The organism is Actinomadura napierensis, assembly GCF_039529375.1.
GTDB lineage: Bacteria > Actinomycetota > Actinomycetes > Streptosporangiales > Streptosporangiaceae > Spirillospora > Spirillospora napierensis.
The window spans coordinates 1-18,109 of record NZ_BAAAMR010000016.1; the positions used below are offsets into that span (position 1 = coordinate 1).

18 protein-coding genes are annotated in these 18,109 nt (G+C 73.2%); 2 read left to right on the forward strand and 16 right to left on the reverse strand.

What is annotated here, in order from left to right; all coding sequences use genetic code 11:
* A partial coding sequence (locus ABD296_RS11605) for a hypothetical protein (protein WP_344264789.1) occupies nt 1–303 on the forward strand: 303 nt, incomplete at its 5' end.
* A 210-nt stretch (nt 304–513) separates the two neighbouring features.
* A complete protein-coding gene (locus ABD296_RS11610; protein WP_344264793.1) occupies nt 514–1,356 on the forward strand; it encodes a patatin-like phospholipase family protein in 843 nt (280 codons plus the stop codon).
* A gap of 57 nt (nt 1,357–1,413) precedes the next feature.
* On the opposite strand, the gene ABD296_RS11615 is transcribed toward ABD296_RS11610, so the two are convergent.
* The 16 genes from ABD296_RS11615 to ABD296_RS11690 all read right to left on the reverse strand — a co-directional run bounded on the left by ABD296_RS11615 (nt 1,414) and on the right by ABD296_RS11690 (nt 18,041).
* Nucleotides 1,414–2,799, reverse strand: coding sequence for a nucleobase:cation symporter-2 family protein (locus tag ABD296_RS11615; protein WP_344264796.1), 1,386 nt, complete (start codon nt 2,797–2,799; stop codon nt 1,414–1,416).
* A gap of 111 nt (nt 2,800–2,910) precedes the next feature.
* On the reverse strand, nt 2,911–3,756 hold the full coding sequence (locus tag ABD296_RS11620; RefSeq protein WP_344264799.1) for a crotonase/enoyl-CoA hydratase family protein: 846 nt from the start codon (nt 3,754–3,756) through the stop codon (nt 2,911–2,913).
* A 43-nt stretch (nt 3,757–3,799) separates the two neighbouring features.
* Entirely contained in the window at nt 3,800–4,222 is a 423-nt protein-coding gene (locus tag ABD296_RS11625; protein ID WP_344264802.1) for a DUF1877 family protein, read from the reverse strand.
* A gap of 49 nt (nt 4,223–4,271) precedes the next feature.
* Nucleotides 4,272–4,763, reverse strand: coding sequence for a metallophosphoesterase family protein (locus ABD296_RS11630; protein ID WP_344264804.1), 492 nt, complete (start codon nt 4,761–4,763; stop codon nt 4,272–4,274).
* A gap of 44 nt (nt 4,764–4,807) precedes the next feature.
* Complete coding sequence (gene sigJ / locus ABD296_RS11635; RefSeq protein WP_344264807.1) at nt 4,808–5,680, reverse strand: RNA polymerase sigma factor SigJ; 873 nt, start codon at nt 5,678–5,680, stop codon at nt 4,808–4,810.
* Between the two features lie 8 nt (nt 5,681–5,688).
* Entirely contained in the window at nt 5,689–6,615 is a 927-nt protein-coding gene (locus tag ABD296_RS11640; RefSeq protein WP_344264810.1) for an NAD-dependent epimerase/dehydratase family protein, read from the reverse strand.
* A 369-nt stretch (nt 6,616–6,984) separates the two neighbouring features.
* Nucleotides 6,985–7,707 (reverse strand): hypothetical protein, encoded by a 723-nt coding sequence (locus tag ABD296_RS11645; RefSeq protein ID WP_344264813.1) that lies wholly within the window; start codon nt 7,705–7,707, stop codon nt 6,985–6,987.
* A gap of 386 nt (nt 7,708–8,093) precedes the next feature.
* Nucleotides 8,094–8,906, reverse strand: coding sequence for a hypothetical protein (locus tag ABD296_RS11650; RefSeq protein WP_344264816.1), 813 nt, complete (start codon nt 8,904–8,906; stop codon nt 8,094–8,096).
* Between the two features lie 53 nt (nt 8,907–8,959).
* Nucleotides 8,960–10,012, reverse strand: a complete 1,053-nt coding sequence (locus ABD296_RS11655; protein WP_344264819.1) for a 2-hydroxyacid dehydrogenase — start codon at nt 10,010–10,012, stop codon at nt 8,960–8,962.
* Nucleotides 10,009–10,641: a histidine phosphatase family protein gene (locus tag ABD296_RS11660; RefSeq protein ID WP_344264822.1), complete on the reverse strand. Its 633-nt coding sequence runs from the start codon at nt 10,639–10,641 to the stop codon at nt 10,009–10,011. The genes ABD296_RS11655 and ABD296_RS11660 overlap by 4 nt, the downstream gene beginning before the upstream one ends.
* On the reverse strand, nt 10,638–12,113 hold the full coding sequence (locus ABD296_RS11665; protein WP_344264825.1) for an FGGY-family carbohydrate kinase: 1,476 nt from the start codon (nt 12,111–12,113) through the stop codon (nt 10,638–10,640). The genes ABD296_RS11660 and ABD296_RS11665 overlap by 4 nt, the downstream gene beginning before the upstream one ends.
* Nucleotides 12,110–13,621, reverse strand: coding sequence for an FGGY-family carbohydrate kinase (locus tag ABD296_RS11670; RefSeq protein WP_344264828.1), 1,512 nt, complete (start codon nt 13,619–13,621; stop codon nt 12,110–12,112). Before ABD296_RS11670 ends, ABD296_RS11665 begins: the two co-directional genes overlap by 4 nt.
* 31 nt (nt 13,622–13,652) lie before the next feature.
* Complete coding sequence (locus tag ABD296_RS11675; RefSeq protein WP_344264831.1) at nt 13,653–14,897, reverse strand: sugar ABC transporter permease; 1,245 nt, start codon at nt 14,895–14,897, stop codon at nt 13,653–13,655.
* Nucleotides 14,890–15,810: an ATP-binding cassette domain-containing protein gene (locus tag ABD296_RS11680; RefSeq protein ID WP_344264834.1), complete on the reverse strand. Its 921-nt coding sequence runs from the start codon at nt 15,808–15,810 to the stop codon at nt 14,890–14,892. Before ABD296_RS11680 ends, ABD296_RS11675 begins: the two co-directional genes overlap by 8 nt.
* Nucleotides 15,811–15,863: 53 nt before the next feature.
* The gene (locus ABD296_RS11685; RefSeq protein ID WP_344264837.1) at nt 15,864–16,940 is read right to left on the reverse strand and encodes a substrate-binding domain-containing protein; all 1,077 of its coding nucleotides are present in this window, start codon (nt 16,938–16,940) and stop codon (nt 15,864–15,866) included.
* 315 nt (nt 16,941–17,255) lie between these two features.
* Entirely contained in the window at nt 17,256–18,041 is a 786-nt protein-coding gene (locus ABD296_RS11690) for a DeoR/GlpR family DNA-binding transcription regulator (protein WP_344264840.1), read from the reverse strand.
* Between the last annotated feature and the right edge of the window lie 68 nt (nt 18,042–18,109).

The following is an 18,109-nucleotide window of genomic DNA, read 5'->3' on the forward strand; positions in this document are numbered from 1 at the left end:
TCCGACCAACCGGCCGGACCGATAAAGGCACTGGCTTTTAACACGCTGTTGAGTTCTCAAGAAACGGACACCCACCGTGCTGGTCCCGCTTTCGCGTTTCCCGCCCCGGGGCGACTGCTCTTACTTTATCAGATCCGCTCGGAGTGTCAATTTCCGGGCTTTTCCGATTGCCTTTCTGGTCCGCTTGCGCGTCCCTTCCGGGCGGTGAAGCTATTTCATCAGATCCGGCTCGTTTTGCAAAATCGGGCCTTCTCCGACCCCACCACGGCACGGCTGACACGGCGAAGCCGCGTCGGCTGCTGAGTGGTGGTTTCCCCATCGGCCGGCCGCCGCATGGGCGTCCTGCATCCGTTAGGGGGACGAAGGGTTAACGTACGTGGTCCGCGCGGCCTCGTCAAATCGGCGCGCGGGGCCGGGGCGGCACACCGCCTGGGAGAGGCCGCGGGACAGGGGCCGACAGGGAATGGATCTTCGTGGTCCTACGCTCTGTCCTTCACCGACGAAGGGACGGGTATGAGCGACAAGGGACACGCGCTGGTGCTCGGCGGCGGAGGGGTCGCCGGCATCGCCTGGCTGAACGGGTTGCTGGCCGGCCTCGCCGAGGAGGGCGCGGACGTGACCGGCGCCGACCTGCTGGTGGGCACCTCGGCGGGCTCCGCGGTGGCGGCTCAGGTCGCGAGCGGGCGGCCGTTGAAGGAGCTGTACGCCCGGCAGGCGGATCCCGCGTTGCAGAACCGGGAGCTGGTGCCGGTGGGGGCGTCGGTGAGCGCGGTCATGGAGACCTGGATGCAGCTGGCCTACGAACACCAGGGGGATCCGGCGGCGGTGCGGTCGGGGCTGGGGGCGCGGGCACTCGCGGCCGACACGGTGCCCGAGGCGGAGCGGCGCGCGGTGATCGAGGAGCGGCTCCCCTCGCACGAGTGGCCGGACCGCAGGCTGCTCGTGACGGCCGTGAACGCGCTGACCGGTGACCTGCGGGTGCTGGACCGCGATTCCGGGGTGGGGCTGGTGGACGCGGTCGCCGCGAGCTGCGCGGTGCCGATGATCTGGCCGCCGGTGACGATCGACGGCGTCCGGTACGTGGACGGCGGCGTGTACTCGGCCAACAATCTCGCCTTGGCCGCCGGGTACGAGCGGGTGCTGCTGATCGCGCCGATGGAGGACCCGTATCTGGAGGGTGAGATCGCTGCGATGACGCGGGAGGGCGGACGGGTCGAGGTGATCCGTCCGGACGAGGCGTCCCAGCAGGCCTTCGGCGCCGACCCGCTGGACCCGGCGACGCGGACGCCGTCGGCCCAGGCGGGGCTTGCACAGGGCAGGGCGATCGCCGCGAGCATCGCGGCCTTCTGGAACTGACTGGACGGGGCCCGCGGCAGGCGGTCGCACCACCTGCCGCGGGGCCCGCGTGCCGGGTCAGGACGTGGTGGCCGGTTCCGTGGGCGGGACGGCGGCGTCCTCCTCCTCCGAGGGCGTGCGCGTGAAGACGTTGAACACGAGGTTCAGCACGATGGCGCTGATGCTGCCCACGGTGATGCCGCTGTTGAGGATCGCGGCGACGTCTTTCGGCATGTTCTCGCCGAACTGCGGGACGACGGTGGGCAGCAGCGCGAGCGCGATGCTGACGGCGACGACCAGGGCGTTGCGCTCCTGCCGCAGGTCGACCTTGCCGAGGGTCTGGATGCCGACGACGGCGACCATCCCGAACATCGCGACGGCGGCGCCGCCGAGGACGTCCGGCGGGATGGACGCGACGTAGGCGGCGGCCTTCGGGAACAGGCCGAGCACGATCATGACGGCGCCCGCCGCGACGACCACGAACCGGCTGCGGACCCCGGTGAGCCGGACGAGGCCGACGTTCTGCGCGAAGCAGGTGTAGGGGAAGGCGTTCAGGGAGCCGCCGAGGAAGGTCGACAGGCCGTCGGCGCGCAGCGCGCGGGTGATGTCGGCGTCGGTGACTTCCTTGCCGACGATCTCCCCGGTGGCCTTGGAGTCGCCGACCGTCTCGACGACGGTGACCATCATGACCAGCAGCATCGCGATGATCGGGCCGATGTGGAACGTGGGCGCGTCGTAGTGGAACGGCGTGGTGACGCCGAACCAGTCGGACTCGCCGACCTGGTCGAAGGCGGTGTCGCCGAGCGCGTAGGAGACGACCGTCCCGCCGACGAGGCCGAGCAGCACGGCGATGCTGCTGAGGAACGGGCGCCGCAGCCGGTAGAGGGCGATGATGAACAGCAGGGTGCCGCCGGCGTACACCAGGTGCTTCCAGCTGCCGAAGTCCTTGCCGGCGGCCTTCGCCGCGGCGCCGCCGGCGGCGTCGGTGAGCGCGTTCGGCAGCAGCACCAGGCCCATGATCGTCAGGACGGTGCCGGTGACCAGCGGCGGGAAGAACCGCAGCACCCGGCCGAGGAACGGGGCGGCGACCAGGGTGACCAGGCCCGCGGTGATGGTGGCGCCGTAGATCGCCAGCAGCCCGGCGGTGGCGTTCTGCGCGCCCTGCCCGATCGCGATCATCGGGGCGACGGCGGTGAACGTGACGCCCTGCACGATGGGCAGCCGGATGCCGATCTTCCAGATGCCGAGGGACTGGACGATGGTCGCGATCCCGCAGGTGAACAGGTCGGCGTTGATCAGGTAGACGAGCTGCTGCGGGGACAGCCCGATCGCGCCGGCGACCAGGATCGGCACGACGACGGCGCCGGCGTAGAACGCCAGGACGTGCTGGAAGCCGTAGAGGGCGAGTCTGGGGGCGGGGAGCACCTCGTCGACGGGGTGCCGGCGCGGTCCTTCTTGGGGCATGCCTGCTTGCCTTCCGGGGGTGGGTCCGACCAGGTGGACGCCCTGATCACGACGGCAGAAGATACCGGTGCCGCGCCGCGGCCCCGATGCCCGGCCCCACCCCCGGCGGCGCTAGGCGGGGTCGGTGAAGGCGGGCGGGCGCTTCTCGAAGTAGGCGCGGACGGCCTCGGCCTGGTTGGGAGAGCCGCGCAGCGCGCCGAGCTCGCGGGACTCCTCCAGGTACTGCCCGGCGAGGTCGCCGCCCTCGGCGGCGCGGTTGAGCAGCCGCTTGGCGCCGCGGATCGCGTCGGGGCTGCTGCCCGCGATCCGGCGGGCCAGCTCGAACGCCGCCGCGCGCGGATCCTCGGCGGTGCGCGTCGCCAGCCCGAGCCGGACGGCCTCGTCGCCGGACACCATGCGTCCGGTGAACGTCAGCTCCTTGGCCACGTCCTCGCCGACGAGGCGCAGCAGGGCGGCGGTCCCGGTCATGTCCGGCACCAGGCCCCAGCGGATCTCCAGCACCGACAGCCGCGCGTCCGGCGCGACGATCCGGATGTCGGCGCCGAGCGCGATCTGCAACCCGCCGCCGAGCGCGTGCCCGTGCACGGCGGCGACCACCGGCTGCGGCAGCTCATGCCAGGTGTGCACGGCCTGCTGGCCGAGGTTGGTGATACGGCCCGGCTCGCGGTCGGTGATGTCGGACAGCAGCCGCTTGGACCGTCCCTGGTCGGAGGCCGTGCCGCCGGACGGGCCGTCCCCCGCCATCGCGGCGAAGTTGGAGAAGTCGAGCCCGGCGCAGAACGCCCGGCCCTCCCCCGACAGCACGACGGCCCGCACGGAGGAGTCGGCGGCGAGCGCGTCGCCGGTCTTGGCGAGGGCCTCGAAGGTCGCGAGGTCGAGGGCGTTCAGCTTGTCGGGACGGTTGAGCCGCACGTCGGCGACTCCCTCGTGGACGTGCACGGTCACGCGGTCGGTCATGCCGGGATCCCTTCGCAGATGCGGGCTCGCAAGCCCGATCGTCTCAAAAGATCTCCTTGATGACCGCGTCGCCTCCCGCCGCGGCGCGCGCGTAGACGCCGCGGAGCACCTCGAAGTCGCGGGCGAGCGATCCGTCGGTGACCATGTCGCCTCCGTCGTCGTCACCGAAGGAGTACGGCCCGGTCTCCTTCAGCAGCGGGTGCCGCTTCTGAATGAGGGCGTCCAGGTCGATTCCGCGCAGGTGGGCGTCGACGGCGCGCACCCCCGCCGGTCTCAGCAGCAGGGGCGCGTCGAGGCGGGACGATCCGCCGGTCAGGACGAGCCCGCCCATGACGACGTCGCGGGCCGGCGCGGGCCCGCGGGGCACGCCCTTGCGGCGCAGTCCGCCCGGCAGGCCGTGGGGGTGGTCGAGGAACGCGTGGACCTCGCTCCAGGAGTGCCGGCCGATCGTCATCCAGCGGCCCATGGCTCCACCGGGCCGTCGCCGTCCATGGGGCCATTGTGCCCGCCGATGATCAGGTGACGGGAACGATTTCCGCGGCGCTCAGCCGGCCGCCCGCGATGTCGAGCAGGCCGATGGTGCCGTGCGGCTGGCGGCGCCGGTCGGTGGGCGAGCCCGGGTTGAAGATCCGGACGCCGTCGCCGGACTCGTCCATCGGGATGTGCGAGTGCCCGAACACGACGAGGTCGGCGGCGGGGAACCAGCGCCGCATCCGGGCGGTGCGGCCGCGCGCCTGGCCGCTGTCGTGGACCATCGCGACGGCGAGGCCGCCGAGGTCGAGTTCGAGACGCTCGGGGGCGCCCCAATCGGCGACGTCGGGGCCGTCGTTGTTGCCGAGGACGGCGTGGACGGGCGCGTACTGGGCGAGTTCGTCGAGGACGGAGGCGACGCAGACGTCCCCGGCGTGCAGGATGACGTCGGCGCCGCGCAGGTGCTCGGCCACCCGCGGCGGGCACGTCTTCCAGCGCCGTGGCGCGTGGGTGTCGGAGACGACCACGACTCTCACGCACCCATTGTCCGACGCCCGGTGCCGACTGCCGGCGCCGGGGGTCAGGAGGCGGGACGGACGCGGTCGAGCTTGTCGGGGTTGAGGACGGCGAACACCCCGTGGACGCGACCATCACGGATGTTGAACGCCGCCAGCTGCTCGTGCCCGTCGATGTGCGTCCAGAGCGCGGGCGCGCCGTTGGCCTCGACGATCCGGACCTCGCCGAAGCCGTAGCGGGACCCGAGGCCGGCGATGAACGCGGCGACGGCGGCGCGTCCCCGGACGGGCCGCAGCGCGGCGCGGACCTTGCCGCCGCCGTCGTTCCAGGCCACCACGTCCTCGGCGAGCAGGCCGGTGAGGGCGGCGAGGTCGCCGCCGCGGGCGGCGTCGAGGAACCGGCCGAGCAGCTCGGTGTGGTCGGCGGTGGACGGCTGGAACCGGTCGCGGCCCTCCGCGAGCCGCGCCGCCGCGCGGCGGTGGTGCTGGCGGCACGTCGCGGTGGGGACGCCGACGATGCCGGCGATCTCCTCGTAGGGCAGTTCGAACGCCTCCCGCAGCACGAACACGGCCCGTTCGGGCGGGGAGAGCCGTTCCATCAGGTGCAGGGTGGCGTAGGCGAGGGTGTCGGTCATCTCGGCGGTCTCCAGCGGCCCGAACGCGGCGGCGGACACCGGTTCGGGCAGCCAGGGCCCGGTGTAGGCCTCGCGGGTGACGCGGGCGGAGCGGAGCTGGTCGAGGGCGAGCCGCGACACGATCGTCACCAGGTAGGCGCGGGGCGTCTCGACCTCGGCGGGGTCGGTCCTGGTCCACCGCAGGTACGCCTCCTGGACGACGTCCTCCGCGTCCCACATGCTGCCGAGCAGCCGGTAGGCGAGCCCGAGCAGCAGCGGGCGGTGCTCCTCGAACGCGCCGGCGGCGCCTTCCCGTGCGTCCATGCGGACGATCATGCCGCGTCGCGGGAGACGGCGCTGTCGGCCTCGATGCCGTGCACCCAGCTCGGGTGGCGCGGCCGCCAGTCGAGGCGGAGCCGGGCGCGGGCGTTGCCGGCGCCGCGCAGCCCGTTCATGAAGGCCACGCCCCAGCCTCCGACGGCGAGCCGGGCGAGCGCGGCGGGGACGTGCCGGGGTGCGGGCGCGTCCAGCATCCGGGCGTAGCCGGTGAGGAAGTCCGCCATCGGGACGGGCGTGTCGTCGACGACGTTGAGGGCGCCGGTGAGGTCCTTGTCGAGCGCGGCGACGATCGCGGTGGCGGCGTCGTCGGCGTGGGTGAACGACAGGACGGAGCGGCCGCCGCCGACCACGGGCACCTTCCCGGCGCGGACCTGGGCGGTGAACGAGCCGCCGGGCGCGTAGGCGGAGCCGGGCCCGTACAGGTGCCCGAACCGCAGGACCAGCCCGCCGGCGGCGGCGGTCGCCTTCTCCAGCTCGACGAGGGCGGACAGCACGGGCGCGAACTGCTTCGGGGTGTGCTCGGTCCACAGCGGGGCGTCCTCGTCGGCGAGGCCGTCCGCTGGCTGGTAGGCGTAGGCGAGGCCCTGGGCGACGATCCGGGCGGCGCCGGCGTCGCTGGCGGCGGCGTAGAGGTTGCGGGTGCCCTCGGTGCGCAGCCGGTTGGTGAGCGCGAAGTCGCGGGCCAGGTGCTTGGGGTCGGGAGCGGCCGGGATGGCGGTGAGCAGGTTGACGACGGCGTCGGGCGCGGCCTCGCGGACGGCGCGGGACAGCGCGTCCCGGTCGAGCGCGTCGGCGGCGAGGGTGCGGCCCGGGCCGCGGCCGGAGCGGGACAGCCCGACCGCCTCGTGTCCGACGGCCTCGAGCAGCGGCATCAGCCGGGCGCCGATGACTCCGGTGGATCCGGCGACGAGAACTCGCATGACGGCTCCTGATGTCCGTCCCGGCGCGGAGGCCGGGAGAATGTCGGTTACGGCATCAGGACGGGGCGGGCGCGGCGGGCGTGACAGTCCCGGATGTGATTCAGGGCACATGACCGGAAACGGGTGATTTAGCCACCCCGGGATCTGGACACAGGTGGGAAACAACTGTAAGCGCTGTGTCATTACCCCGTGCTGACCTGCGGGGTTAGGCTCGAGGTCCTCGCGAATCGTCCGCAGGATCCGGCCGTACGCCCCCGGCCGCTCCGACACGGCGACCCAGCACCGCGAGGATCAGGGGGCGGCCGGGCGCCGAGGTGGAAGACCACTCCCTTGCACCGGCCCCGGGGCCCGGCCGCTACCCCTGCCCGGCTACGAGGTCAGGTAGAGCTTGCGGTCGAACACCCCGGAACCGGCCGTGCTCTCGCCGCGGCCGACGGCGGCGCCGCTGCCGGTACCGCTGGACGGGCAGACGCCGCTGCTGCCGGACTCGCGGACGAGCTGGATGTTGTCGGACTTGCCCTGCAGATCGTCGTCGGACAGCGGCCGGTTCGGGTTGTCGCGGTTGTAGACGTCGAAGGTCAGCCCGTCGGACCCGCCGGTGCGGAAGCCGTAGATGCACGTGACGGTGATGCCGAGCACCTGGCCCTTCAGGCTGATCCGCAGGTCGCCGCCGATGGCGATGACGCCGTCGCGCCCGCCCTGCACGGGGTCATAGGAGATCTGCCCGGACCGGTCGGAGACGCCGCCCAGGTCCAGGTCGGTGGCGGGCGAGCTGAACCCGTTGGAGGTGTGGCACGCGCCGATGGAGGCGGCGGTCAGCTCACCGGTGCCGGCGGAGGTGGTCGTGCCCTGCATCTGCGCGCTGTCGCAGGTGCCGGTGACGTTCATGCCCAGGAAGCTGGTGGAGAAGTTCAGCGTGCCGACGGTGGCGATCTGCCAGTTCCCGGCGTAGGGCGCGCCGGTGGCGGTGTCCTGGTGGATCGTGGTGGTGGCGGCGGACGCGGGGCCGGCCGCCAGCGCGAGCGCGGCGCACGCGGCGGCCGCCGGGACGGCGAGCCGGGCGAGCGGGACGGATCGGGCGGGAGCTTTCACGGGGTTCCTCCTCGGAGAGGGTTTCCTGCCTCCGCGCGCGGGGTCGCCCGCGTGCGGCCCCCTGAGCGCGGCCGGCGGACGCCCGCCATGACCGCACCGAACACAATGTGTTCATACCCGAGTGATCCCGGAAAGCAAAGAGCGGATCAGAAAGAGGCTCGCATTTTATCGGATTCCGATAAGGCGAGGGAGATGATCACTAATCTGACCGTGTATCGGCCGTATCCGCGCCTGCGCCGAACGCACCCTGTCACCTCATCTTACAAATGCCACCGAAATTGGAACGATCGCAGGGGGAAAAGTTTCCCGCGCCTGCGGAATCTCCGCTGGGAAGGCGCGCGGCCGGGCTGGGAGGTACGGACGGACCCGGCCGCGCGCCTGGTCTGTCAGCGGAACACGGGCTTCATCGCGTAGACGCGGTTGGGCTTGTTGTAGCCGACGAACACGCGGGATCCCCGGCCGGCCGGCGCGACGGCGAGGCCCTCGCTCTCGCCCGTCAGCGGGATCGTGATCGCCTCCAGGATCGTGCCGGACCGGTCCAGGACGGTGATCGTGTTGTTGGTGTAGTAGAGGACCTTGTCGCCGGACATTTCCAGGCCCTGCGGAACGCCCTGGTAGCCGAGCGGGAACGTCGAGCGGACATTCCCGTCCAGGTCGGTGAAGGCGAAGACGAACGGGCCGTTGTCGCCCGGTCCGGCGTGGACCAGCAGCCCGTCGCGCTTGTTGTCCACCGCGACCAGCCCGGAATTGCCGATTGAGCCGAAGTCGATGGTGCGGACGATGCGCGGCTCCCCCGTCCAGTCGACGACGTTCACCTTGGTGGGGTTGGTGCCGCCGCCGGTCGCGACGTAGAGCAGGCCGTCGCGGTCGCGGACGCTGACCTCGGCGGCGTGCCCGACGTCGAGCGGCGCGCTCTCCTTGATCTTCGTGCCGTCGCCGTCGTACTCGCGGATGACGCCCTTGCCGCCGCCCACGTCGAAGCCGACGTAGAAGCGGCCGCGCCGGTAGGCCAGGCCCTGCATGTTGCCGGTGTCGGGGACGTCGAAGACCAGGTCGAAGGTGGAGGAGCGTTCGGCCGCGGCGGCGGGGCGGGCCGGACCGGCCAGCGCGGCGGCGCCGGCGAGTGCGGCGGCGCCCGCGAAGCCGAGCGCCGCGCGGCGGGTGAACGGGGTCTCGGCGGGGGGTGGTGATGCGTGCATCGTGCCTCCTCGTGGTGGGGGTTGCGCGGGGAGTCTCGGGAGCGGCGGCGGGGTCAGACCGGTCGCGGCATGTCGAGCACGCCGGGGTTGGCGCAGTGCAGGAGCGGTTCGCCGCGCAGGTGGCGGCCGACGTCCTCGGCGATGATGCGGGCGGCGTTGGCGGCGGTCTGCTTGCTGGCGCCCGCCAGGTGCGGGGTGACGATGATGTTCGACGTGGTCAGCAGCCGGGAGCCCGCCGGGATCGGCTCCTCGGGGAAGACGTCGAACGCGGCGGCGAACAGGTGCCCGGACTCCACCGCGTCGCACGCGGCCTCGTAGTCCAGCAGCGATCCGCGCGCGCAGTTGACGATGATCGAGCCCGGCGCCATCGCGGCGATCTGCGCGGCGCCGATCATCCCGGTGGTCTGCGGGGTGGCGCGGGCGTGCAGGGAGACGATCTGCGCGCGCGCCAGCAGGTCGTCGAGCGGCACCAGTTCCGCGACGTCGGCGAGGTCGCCGAGGTCGTCCAGGAACGGGTCGTGGACGAGGACCTTCGCGCCGAGCGCGGCCAGCATCCGGGCGACGCGGCGGCCGACGGCGCCGCAGCCGACCAGGCCGACGGTGCTGCCGAGCAGCTCGACGCCGACGTCGTCGTAGCGGTAGTAGTCGCCGCGCCACTGGCCCGCGACCAGGTCGGCGTGGGTCTGCGGGATCCGGCGGACGGCGGCGAGGATCAGCCCGAGGGTGTGCTCGGCGGTGGCGCCGGCGTTGCGTCCGGGCGCGTAGCAGACGGCGACGCCGTGCTCGGTGGCCGCTTCGAGGTTGGCGTTGACGGGCCCGCCCCGGCTGATGCCGAACAGCTCCAGGTCCGGGCACGCCTCCAGGACGCGCCGGGTGAGCGGCCCCATCTGGGTGACGCAGATCCGCGCGCCGCGCAGCGCCTCGATGAGCCGCTCCTCGGTGCCGGACGCCTCGTCCACCTCGGCGACCCGCCCGAACGGCTCGACCGGCCACGGCAGCGTGAGCTCGGCGAACTCCAGCTCGCCGGGGGCGGCGGCGCGCAGCGCGTCGATGAACAGGCGGTTGCGGACGAACAGGTCACCGGCCGCGAGGACGCGGGTCGTCATTGCAGGCTCCAGGGAACGAGCGATCCTTCGATCGCGGTGTTGAACTCCAGGAGGGCGGCGTCGCCGTCCCGGAGCCGGATCTCGGTCAGTGCGCAGTTGCCCAGCGACGGGAACCGCCGCCGGTAGTCCTTGAGCGGCAGCCCCAGCAGCCGGCAGAGGGCGAGCCGGAGGGCGGTGGAGTGCGCGACGACCAGGACGCGGCCGCCGGGATGCCGTCCGGCGATGTCGTGCAGGCAGTCGGTGAAGCGGCCGGCCGCGGCCTCCGGGTCCTCGCCGCCGGGCAGGTGGTCCGCGACGGGGTCGGCGTGGAAGGCGCGCAGCGCGTCGGGGAACGCGCGCGCCATCTCCTCGCGGGTGAGGCCCTCGGCGCGCCCGAAGTCGAGTTCGCGGAGCCGCGCGTCGACGGCGGGGTCCGCGCCGATCGCCTTGGCGGCCGGCTCGGCGGTGATCCGGGCGCGGCTCAGGTCCGAGCACCAGACGGCGTCGGGGCGGGCGGTCCGCGCCCATGCGCCGAGCAGCCGCGCCTGCTCCAGGCCGCGCGGTGTCAGCGCGACGTCGCTGATGCCGGCGTAGCGGTTCTCGGCGTGCCATTCGGTCTCGCCGTGGCGGACCAGGACGAGCCGCGTCATCGGGCCGTCCTCGTCCGTGCGTGGGCGGCGGTCGGGGCGGGGAGCCATCCGCGTCCTTCCAGTTCGTCGACCATGCGCAGGTAGGCGTCGTCGAACCCGCCCGCGTTCTCCGGGCTCGGGTCGACGGTGGCCGCGACGGCGACCATCGACGCGGCGACGTCCGCGACGTCGCGGCCGGGCGACGCGGCCAGGACGGCGGCGCCGAGCGCGGGCTCGGCCTGGCGGGGCAGGACGACCGGCCGGCCGAGGACGTCGGCGCGCAACCGGCACCAGTACCGCGACTTGGCGGCGCCGCCGGTGAGGGTGAGGTCGCCGCCGGTCGGGGCGCCGAGCAGGTCGAGGTGGTCGAAGCAGAGCCGTTCGATGAAGGCGACCCCCTGCAGGACGGCGGCGTAGGCGTCGGCCTCGTCGCCGGTCTCGCCGAGGGTGAACCCGCGGGCGTCGGGCGCGACGAACGGGAACCGCTCCCCCGCGCCGACGAGCGGGTAGGTCAGCGCGGTCGCGGGTTCGCGGGCGGCAGCGCGGCGGTCGAGATCAGCGAGGTCGCGGCCGGGGAAGTCGCGGGTGAGGGCGCCGGCGCCGGTGCTGGACGCGCCGCCGGGCAGCCACCGCCCGTCCGGTGCCTTGTGGGAGTACACGACGCCGAACGGGTCCTGGACGAGGCCGTCGGTGACGCCCTTGAGCACGAGGGTCGTGCCGAGGACGGAGTTCCACGAGCCGGCCGTGAGGCGGCCGGTGCCGAGCTGGGCTGCGCACCCGTCGGTCGCGCCCGCGACCACGGGCGTCCCCTCCGGCAGGCCGGTCGCGGCGGCGGCCTCGGCGCAGACGGCCCCGAGCGGGGTGCCGGAACGTTCCAGCTCGGGGAGCAGACCGGCCGGGACGCCGAGCGCGTCGAGGACGTCCGCCGGCCAGGCCTCGGCGATGAGGTCGGCGCCGGTCTTGAGGGCGTTGCTGAGGTCGGCGGCAACGGGATGCCCGGTCAGCCGCCGGTTCACGAAGTCGGCCTGGTGCGCCAGGCGCGCCCCGTCCGGCAGGGCCGGGCCGTGCTCCAGCAGCCACAGCAGTTTGGGCAGCGCCCAGGCGGGCTGCATGCGCTGGTAGCCGAGCCTGCGCCACACCTCGCCGCCGGCCTCGTTGATCTTCTCCACCGCGCCGGCGGCGCGGGTGTCGTCGTACATCAGCGCCGGGGTCAGGGGCCGGCCGTCGCGGTCGGTCAGCAGGATGGTGCCGGACGTGCCGTCCACCGCGACGGCCTGCACCGCGCCCGCCGGGACGTCGGCCAGCGCCTCGCGGCAGGCCGCGGCGACGGCCGTCCACCACTGCTCCGGGTCCTGCTCGTGGCGCGGGCCGTCGCGCCGGCCCGCCAGCGGGGACGTCCCGCTGCCCGCGACCTGCCCGGTCGCGGTGACGGCCAGGGCACGGACGCTCTGCGTCCCGAGGTCGACGCCGACCCAGACAGGTTCGGCGGTCACCGCTCACCCCCGCGCTCGCGCAGGGCGGCGAGCGTGGGCCAGGCCGGCGCGGTGGCCTGCCGGATGTCCAGGAAGTCCCGGTACGTCTGCGCGTAGTGCGCGGCCCGCGCGGGATCGGGTTCGTAGACCTCGCCCGGGTGGACGTACTGGTCGACCGCTTCCCGCGCGTCCTTGGCGCGGCCGGTGGCCAGCAGACCGACGATGAACGCGCCGCGCGCGCCCGCCTCGGTGTCGGCGGACCGGACGACCGGGACGCCGGTCACATCCGCGAGCATGCCGAGCCAGAACGCGCTCGCCGAGCCGCCGCCGTTGACCCGCAGCTCGGTCGGGCGGGTCCCGGCCGCCTCCAGGCAGTCCCGGACGACCAGGCTGAGCCCTTCCAGGACGGCGCGGGCCAGGTCGGCGCGCTCGTGCTCGACGGTGAGCCCGTGGAAGGCACCGCGCGCCCGCGGGTCCAGGAACGGGGCGCGCTCGCCGGCGGGCGACAGGTAGGGAAGGAAGACCAGGCCGCAGGCACCGGGCGGAGACTGCGCCGCCAGCGCGGACAGCGCGGACGGGTCGTCGCCGAGGCCGAGCATCCGGCGGGCCCAGTCGACGACCTGGCCGCCCGCGAGCGTCGGGAACGCCCGCAGCCACCGGCCCGGCAGGCCCATCGCCACCGTGAACCCGGACGGCTCGCCGTCCAGGCGCGGCTCGTCCACGACCATCTCGGTGCACAGCGTCGTGCCGAGGATCGTGCACGCCTGCCCGGTGCCGACCGCGCCCGCACCGATCGCGGTGGAGGCGATGTCGTAGGGCGCGAGGACGACCGGGATGCCCGCGGGCAGGCCGAGGACGTCCGCCGCGTCCGATGTCAGCGGGGCTGCCCGCTCGTCGTCGCCGAGCACATCCGGCAGCAGCGCCGACGCCCATTCCATGCCGTAGAGGCGCAGCAGGTCGCGGGAGATCGCGCGTTCGCGGACGTCCATGAACGGCGCCGAGGCGTCCGAGGAGTCCACCGCGATGCGCCCGGTGAGCCGCGCGAAGATCCAGCCGCCGCAGGTCAGGGCCGCAGCGGACCGGGCGAGCCGGTCCGGGTCGTGCTCGCGCAGCCACGTGAGGATCGCGTTGGGCAACCCTGGGAACGGCAGCGATCCGTTCGCGCGGAACGCCTCGGCGATGACGCCCGCGCGCGCCCACTCCTCGACGATCGCGGCGGCGCGGCCGTCGTTCCACAGGATCGCCGGGCCGGTCGGCGCCCCGGCGGAGTCGACGAGCCAGCAGCCGTCACCCTGCGCGGTGAGCGCGAGCAGGTCCACGGCCGCGCCCATCGCGGTGACCTGGGCGGCGGCCTCGCGCACCGCGCCCGCCACCGCGTCCCAGACCTCGCCCATGTCCTGCTCGGCCCGGCCGGGTGCGGGCCGGGACACCGCGGTGGGCCGGCGGACGACGGCCAGCTCCGTGCCGTCCTCGGCGTACCCGACCGCCTTGATCATCGTGGTGCCCGCGTCGACGCAGACGACCGCCATCAGCTCTCCCGTGGGGTGCGGAAACAGGGGGTCAGGCGCGGCCGTGCGTCCGCCGCGACCGGCGGGCGACCGAGTCCAGCGCCACGGCCAGCAGCAGCACCGCGCCGGTGACCATGAACCGGTAGGACGAGTCGAGGTTCAGCAGCGTCAGCCCGCTGGAGATCGACTGGATCACGACGATGCCGAGCAGCGCGGCGAACGCGTTGCCGCGCCCGCCGAACAGGCTCGTCCCGCCGATGACGGCCGCCGCGATCGCGTTCAGGTTCACGTCGCCGCCGCCGCTGCTCTGGTTCGCCGCGGCGAGCCGGGCCGCCGCGAGGATCCCGCCGACGGCGGCGAGCGTCGTGCACGCCACGAACGCCGACGTGTAGACCGCCTTGACGTTGATGCCGGCGCGGCGGGCCGCCTCGACGTTCCCGCCCACCGCGTACACCGACTTGCCGTACTTCGTCCGGGACAGGACGTAGTGCATCGCCAGCACGAGGCCGAGGAACAGGACGAACATCCAGCCGACGCCCCGGTCCCGGCTGAGGTACCAGACGGCGACCGCGAGGCCCACCAGCAGGACCGCGCTGCGCAGCAGCAGCGTCTGCTCGGTGGTGGCGGGCAGGCCGGCCTTGCGGCGCGCCACCGCCCGCGCGTGCCCCGTCCAGTACAACGCGGCGGCGCCCGCGGCGACCAGGACGTACGCCAGCCACGCCGGGACGAAGTCGAGCTGCGCGAACGTCACCAGCCACGAGTCGAACGGCAGGTTGATCGAGCCCTTCGCGCCGAGGATCCACAGTTGCAGGCCGAGGAAGCCGAGCAGGCCGGCGAGGGTGATGACGAAGCTCGGCACACCGAGCCGGTTGAACACCTGCGCGTAGAACCAGCCGATCAGGCAGCCCGCTGCCGCCGCCGCGACGATCGCGACCACCGCGGGCATCCCCTGGTCGACGAACAGCACCGCGGTGACGGCCGCGCTGAGCCCGCTGATGGAGCCGACCGACAGGTCGATCTGCCCGACCAACAGCATGAAGACCACGCCGAGCGCGATCACCCCGACCGGCGCGCACTCCATCGCCAGGTTCACCAGGTTCGCGCTGGACAGGAACACCGGGTTCAGGATCTGCATGACGGTCCAGATGACCACCAGGCCCGCGACGACCGGCCACACGCCGAGGTCGCCGCCGCGCACCCGGTCGGCCATGCCGGTGAGGGTGGCGCGCAGGCCCCGGTCCTGCGGTTCCTCCGCCGGCGCCTGCTCCAATGGCGGCGCCGTGGTGACGTCACTCATCGCCGTCCCCCTTCGTCATCGCGATCGGTTCGGCGGGCCCACCGGGCGCGCTGTCTGATTCAACGCCGGATTCGTCGCCGGGCTCGGTGGCGGGCTCGTCGCCGGCCGGGCGGGTGCGCTTGGAGCGGCGGCTGACGACGTTGTCGCTCGCGCCGGTGATCGCCGCGACCAGTTCCTCGGCCGAGGTCGTCTCCGCGTCGAACACGCCGTTGTTGCGGCCGAGCCGCAGCACCGCGACGCGGTCCGCGACCGCCTTCACGTCCGCCATGTTGTGGCTGATCATGATGACGCCGAGGCCGCGCTCGCGGAGCCGCTCGATCAGGTTCAGCACCTCGGCGGTCTGCGCGACGCCGAGCGCGGCGGTCGGCTCGTCCAGGATGATGACCTTCGGGTCGCCGAGCAGCGACCGGGCGATCGCCACCGTCTGGCGCTGCCCGCCCGACAGGGCCGCGACCGGCGCCTCCACCGACGGGATCTTCGCCGACAGCTGGCGCAGCAGCTCCCGGGAGCGGACCTCCATCGCCACCTCGTCCAGCCGCAGCGCCCGCAGCTCGCGGCCGAGGAACAGGTTCTCGATGACGTTCAGGTTCTCGCAGAGCGCGAGGTCCTGGAAGACGGTCGCGATGCCGAGCTGCTGGGCCGCGGCCGGGCTCGGGACCGCCACCTCCCGGGACTGGAAGGTGACGGTCCCCGCGTCCGCCGGGTGCACGCCCGACAGGACCTTCACCAGCGTGGACTTGCCGGCGCCGTTGTCGCCGACGAGGGCGACGACCTCTCCCGCCGCGACGTCCAGGTCGACGCCGGTGAGCGCGGCGACCGCGCCGAAGGACTTGCTGATGCCGCGCAGCGACAGCAGCGCGCCGTCCTTCGCGGCGGCCGGGGCGGGGGCCGTTGGGGTGGGCGTTGGTGACATGACCGACCTTCGTGGATCGTTGCCTGGTGCCTTGCCGCCGCTCGCGCGGGCGGCTACTTGATGCCGAGCTGGGTGCAGCCGGCCGCGTACTCGGCCGTGCAGACCTGGGAGGCCTTGAGCGCCCCGCCCGGCCCGAGCAGCACCGTGGCGATGTTGTCCCGGGTCACCACGGTCGGGGTGAACAGCTGCGACGGGGTGTTGAACAGGGTGGCGTTCGCCTTCGGCTTCTCGCCCTTGACCAGCTCGTTCGCCGCCTCCGCCGCGGCCTCCGCGACGATCTTGATGGGCTTGGAGATCGTGTTGTACTGGTCGCCGTTGACGATCCGCTGCGCGGCGGCGAGCTCGGCGTCGTTGCCGGTGACCGGCGGGACCGGCTTCCCGGCCGCCTTGAACGCGGCCACGCCGGCCCCGCCCGTGCCGTCGTTGGCGGCGACGACGCCCGCGATCTGGCCGCCGAACTTGCTGATCTGGCCGCTCACCCAGTCCTGCGCCTTGGCCGGCTCCCAGCCGGGGGTGTCGTACTCGGCGAGCAGCTTGAACCCCGACGGGTCGACCGCGCTGTGGATGCCCTTCTTGATCAGGTTCGCCGCGGCGTCCGTGGGCGAGCCGTTGACCTCCAGGATCCCGCCCTTCGCCTTGGCCTGCTTCAGGTGGTCGACCAGCGACTGGCCGATCATCGCACCGATCTTCTCGTTGTCGAAGGAGACGTAGAAGTCGGCCTTGGCGGCGGGGATCGGCCGGTCGTAGGCGATCACGGCGACCTTGCGGGACTGCGCCATCCGGACGATGGACGCGGCGGCGGCCGAGTCGACCGGGTCGATCACGATGGCCTTGGCGCCCTGCGCGAGCACCGAGCTCGCCTGCTGCTGCTGCTTGGAGGCGTCGGCCCCGGCGTTCTGGTAGAGCACCTGGCAACCGCCGCACAGCTGCTTCATCTTCGCCTTGAACAGCGGCGCGTCGTACAGCTCGTAGCGGGTCGAGGCGATGTCCGGCATGAGGAACGCGATCTTGGCGTTCTTCGCGTCGCCGCCGGTCGAGCCCGCGCTCTTGGACGAGCAGGCCGCGGCGGGGGCGAGCACGGCGAGGGCCGCGCCGGCCGCGGCGGCGGTCCGGAGGGAAAGCTTCTTCACTGAGGTCTCCTCGGTGCTGCGCCCGCGATGAAAGGGCGACCGATCCAGCGCGGCGGCCGGCCGAGCCGGGGCCGCGGCGGCCGTCGCGGTGAGAACGTAACACCAGGAACGTTAGAAGTGTCAATACTGCAGCGTTAATTAACATCCACGAGCGCGAACCGGTCGCCGGCCGGCCGCCGGAACGCGCAGGTCACAAGTCGATATCGACCGTGCACGGCCTCTTGGCGGCATGGGCGATCGTGGTGTTCGTTCTAACATCGCCCATCACATGATGGACGAGCGGAGACCGGCTCTCAGACGCGGCGGAGCCCGCCGTCAGGCGCGCGCGGCGACGCCGTACTCGACCTTGTGCCGGTCGAGCTCGCGGAGCGCGGCGGCGGAGGCGCCGTCGTCGGTGATGACGCGCTCGAACTCGCCGAGCGGCGCGACGCGGTGCAGCGCGGTGCGCCCCAGCTTGGTGTGGTCCACCAGCAGGACGTTGCGGACGGCGCTGCGCAGCATGGCCCGCTTCACCACCACGACCCGCTGCTCCTGATGACAGGCGTTGCCGGCCGACACCGCCGAGGTCGACACGAAGCACATGTCGACCTGCAGCGCCTCGATCGCCTCGACGCACGAGACGCCCATGAACGAGTTGTGCAGCGGGTCGTAGTCGCCGCCCAGCGCGATCAGCCGGACGCCCTGCACCGGGGCCAGCAGGTTCAGGCAGTCGAGGAAGTTCGTGACGATCGTCAGCGGGCCGGCGTCCTTGATCCGGCGGGCGAGCGCGAGCGCGGTGGTGGAGTCGTCCAGCATGATCGCCATGCCGGGCTCGACCAGCTCCGCCGCCGCGGCGGCGATCGCCTCCTTCTCCTCGCGCATCGACTTGCTCCGGTAGGCGACGCTGCTCTCGAAGACGCCGGAGCGCTGCGCGGTGACCCCGCCCCGGTACTTGCGGACGATGCCCTGCCGTTCCAGCTCGTCCAGGTCGCGGTGGATGGTCATCAGGCTGACCCCGAACCGCTCGACCAGCTCCGCCGCCGTCGCCGAGCCCTGCGCGAGCACCGCCTCGGCGATCGCGTCCTGGCGCTGCGCGGGCCCCCGCCGCTGCCGGTTGCTCATGCTGGGCTCCTCCGTCCGGACGCCGCGGCCGCGGCGGGTCGAGGGGAAGTTAACATCACCGATGTTAA

Coding starts and splice junctions, on each gene's coding strand:
- ABD296_RS11650 (WP_344264816.1), bottom strand. CDS start 8,906: ATGCACGCATCACCACCCCCCGCCGAGACCCCGTTCACCCGCCGCGCG.
- sigJ (WP_344264807.1), bottom strand. CDS start 5,680: ATGGACGCACGGGAAGGCGCCGCCGGCGCGTTCGAGGAGCACCGCCCG.
- ABD296_RS11615 (WP_344264796.1), bottom strand. CDS start 2,799: ATGCCCCAAGAAGGACCGCGCCGGCACCCCGTCGACGAGGTGCTCCCC.
- ABD296_RS11675 (WP_344264831.1), bottom strand. CDS start 14,897: ATGAGTGACGTCACCACGGCGCCGCCATTGGAGCAGGCGCCGGCGGAG.
- ABD296_RS11690 (WP_344264840.1), bottom strand. CDS start 18,041: ATGAGCAACCGGCAGCGGCGGGGGCCCGCGCAGCGCCAGGACGCGATC.
- ABD296_RS11670 (WP_344264828.1), bottom strand. CDS start 13,621: ATGGCGGTCGTCTGCGTCGACGCGGGCACCACGATGATCAAGGCGGTC.
- ABD296_RS11680 (WP_344264834.1), bottom strand. CDS start 15,810: ATGTCACCAACGCCCACCCCAACGGCCCCCGCCCCGGCCGCCGCGAAG.
- ABD296_RS11625 (WP_344264802.1), bottom strand. CDS start 4,222: ATGGGCCGCTGGATGACGATCGGCCGGCACTCCTGGAGCGAGGTCCAC.
- ABD296_RS11640 (WP_344264810.1), bottom strand. CDS start 6,615: ATGCGAGTTCTCGTCGCCGGATCCACCGGAGTCATCGGCGCCCGGCTG.
- ABD296_RS11620 (WP_344264799.1), bottom strand. CDS start 3,756: ATGACCGACCGCGTGACCGTGCACGTCCACGAGGGAGTCGCCGACGTG.
- ABD296_RS11655 (WP_344264819.1), bottom strand. CDS start 10,012: ATGACGACCCGCGTCCTCGCGGCCGGTGACCTGTTCGTCCGCAACCGC.
- ABD296_RS11660 (WP_344264822.1), bottom strand. CDS start 10,641: ATGACGCGGCTCGTCCTGGTCCGCCACGGCGAGACCGAATGGCACGCC.
- ABD296_RS11610 (WP_344264793.1), top strand. CDS start 514: ATGAGCGACAAGGGACACGCGCTGGTGCTCGGCGGCGGAGGGGTCGCC.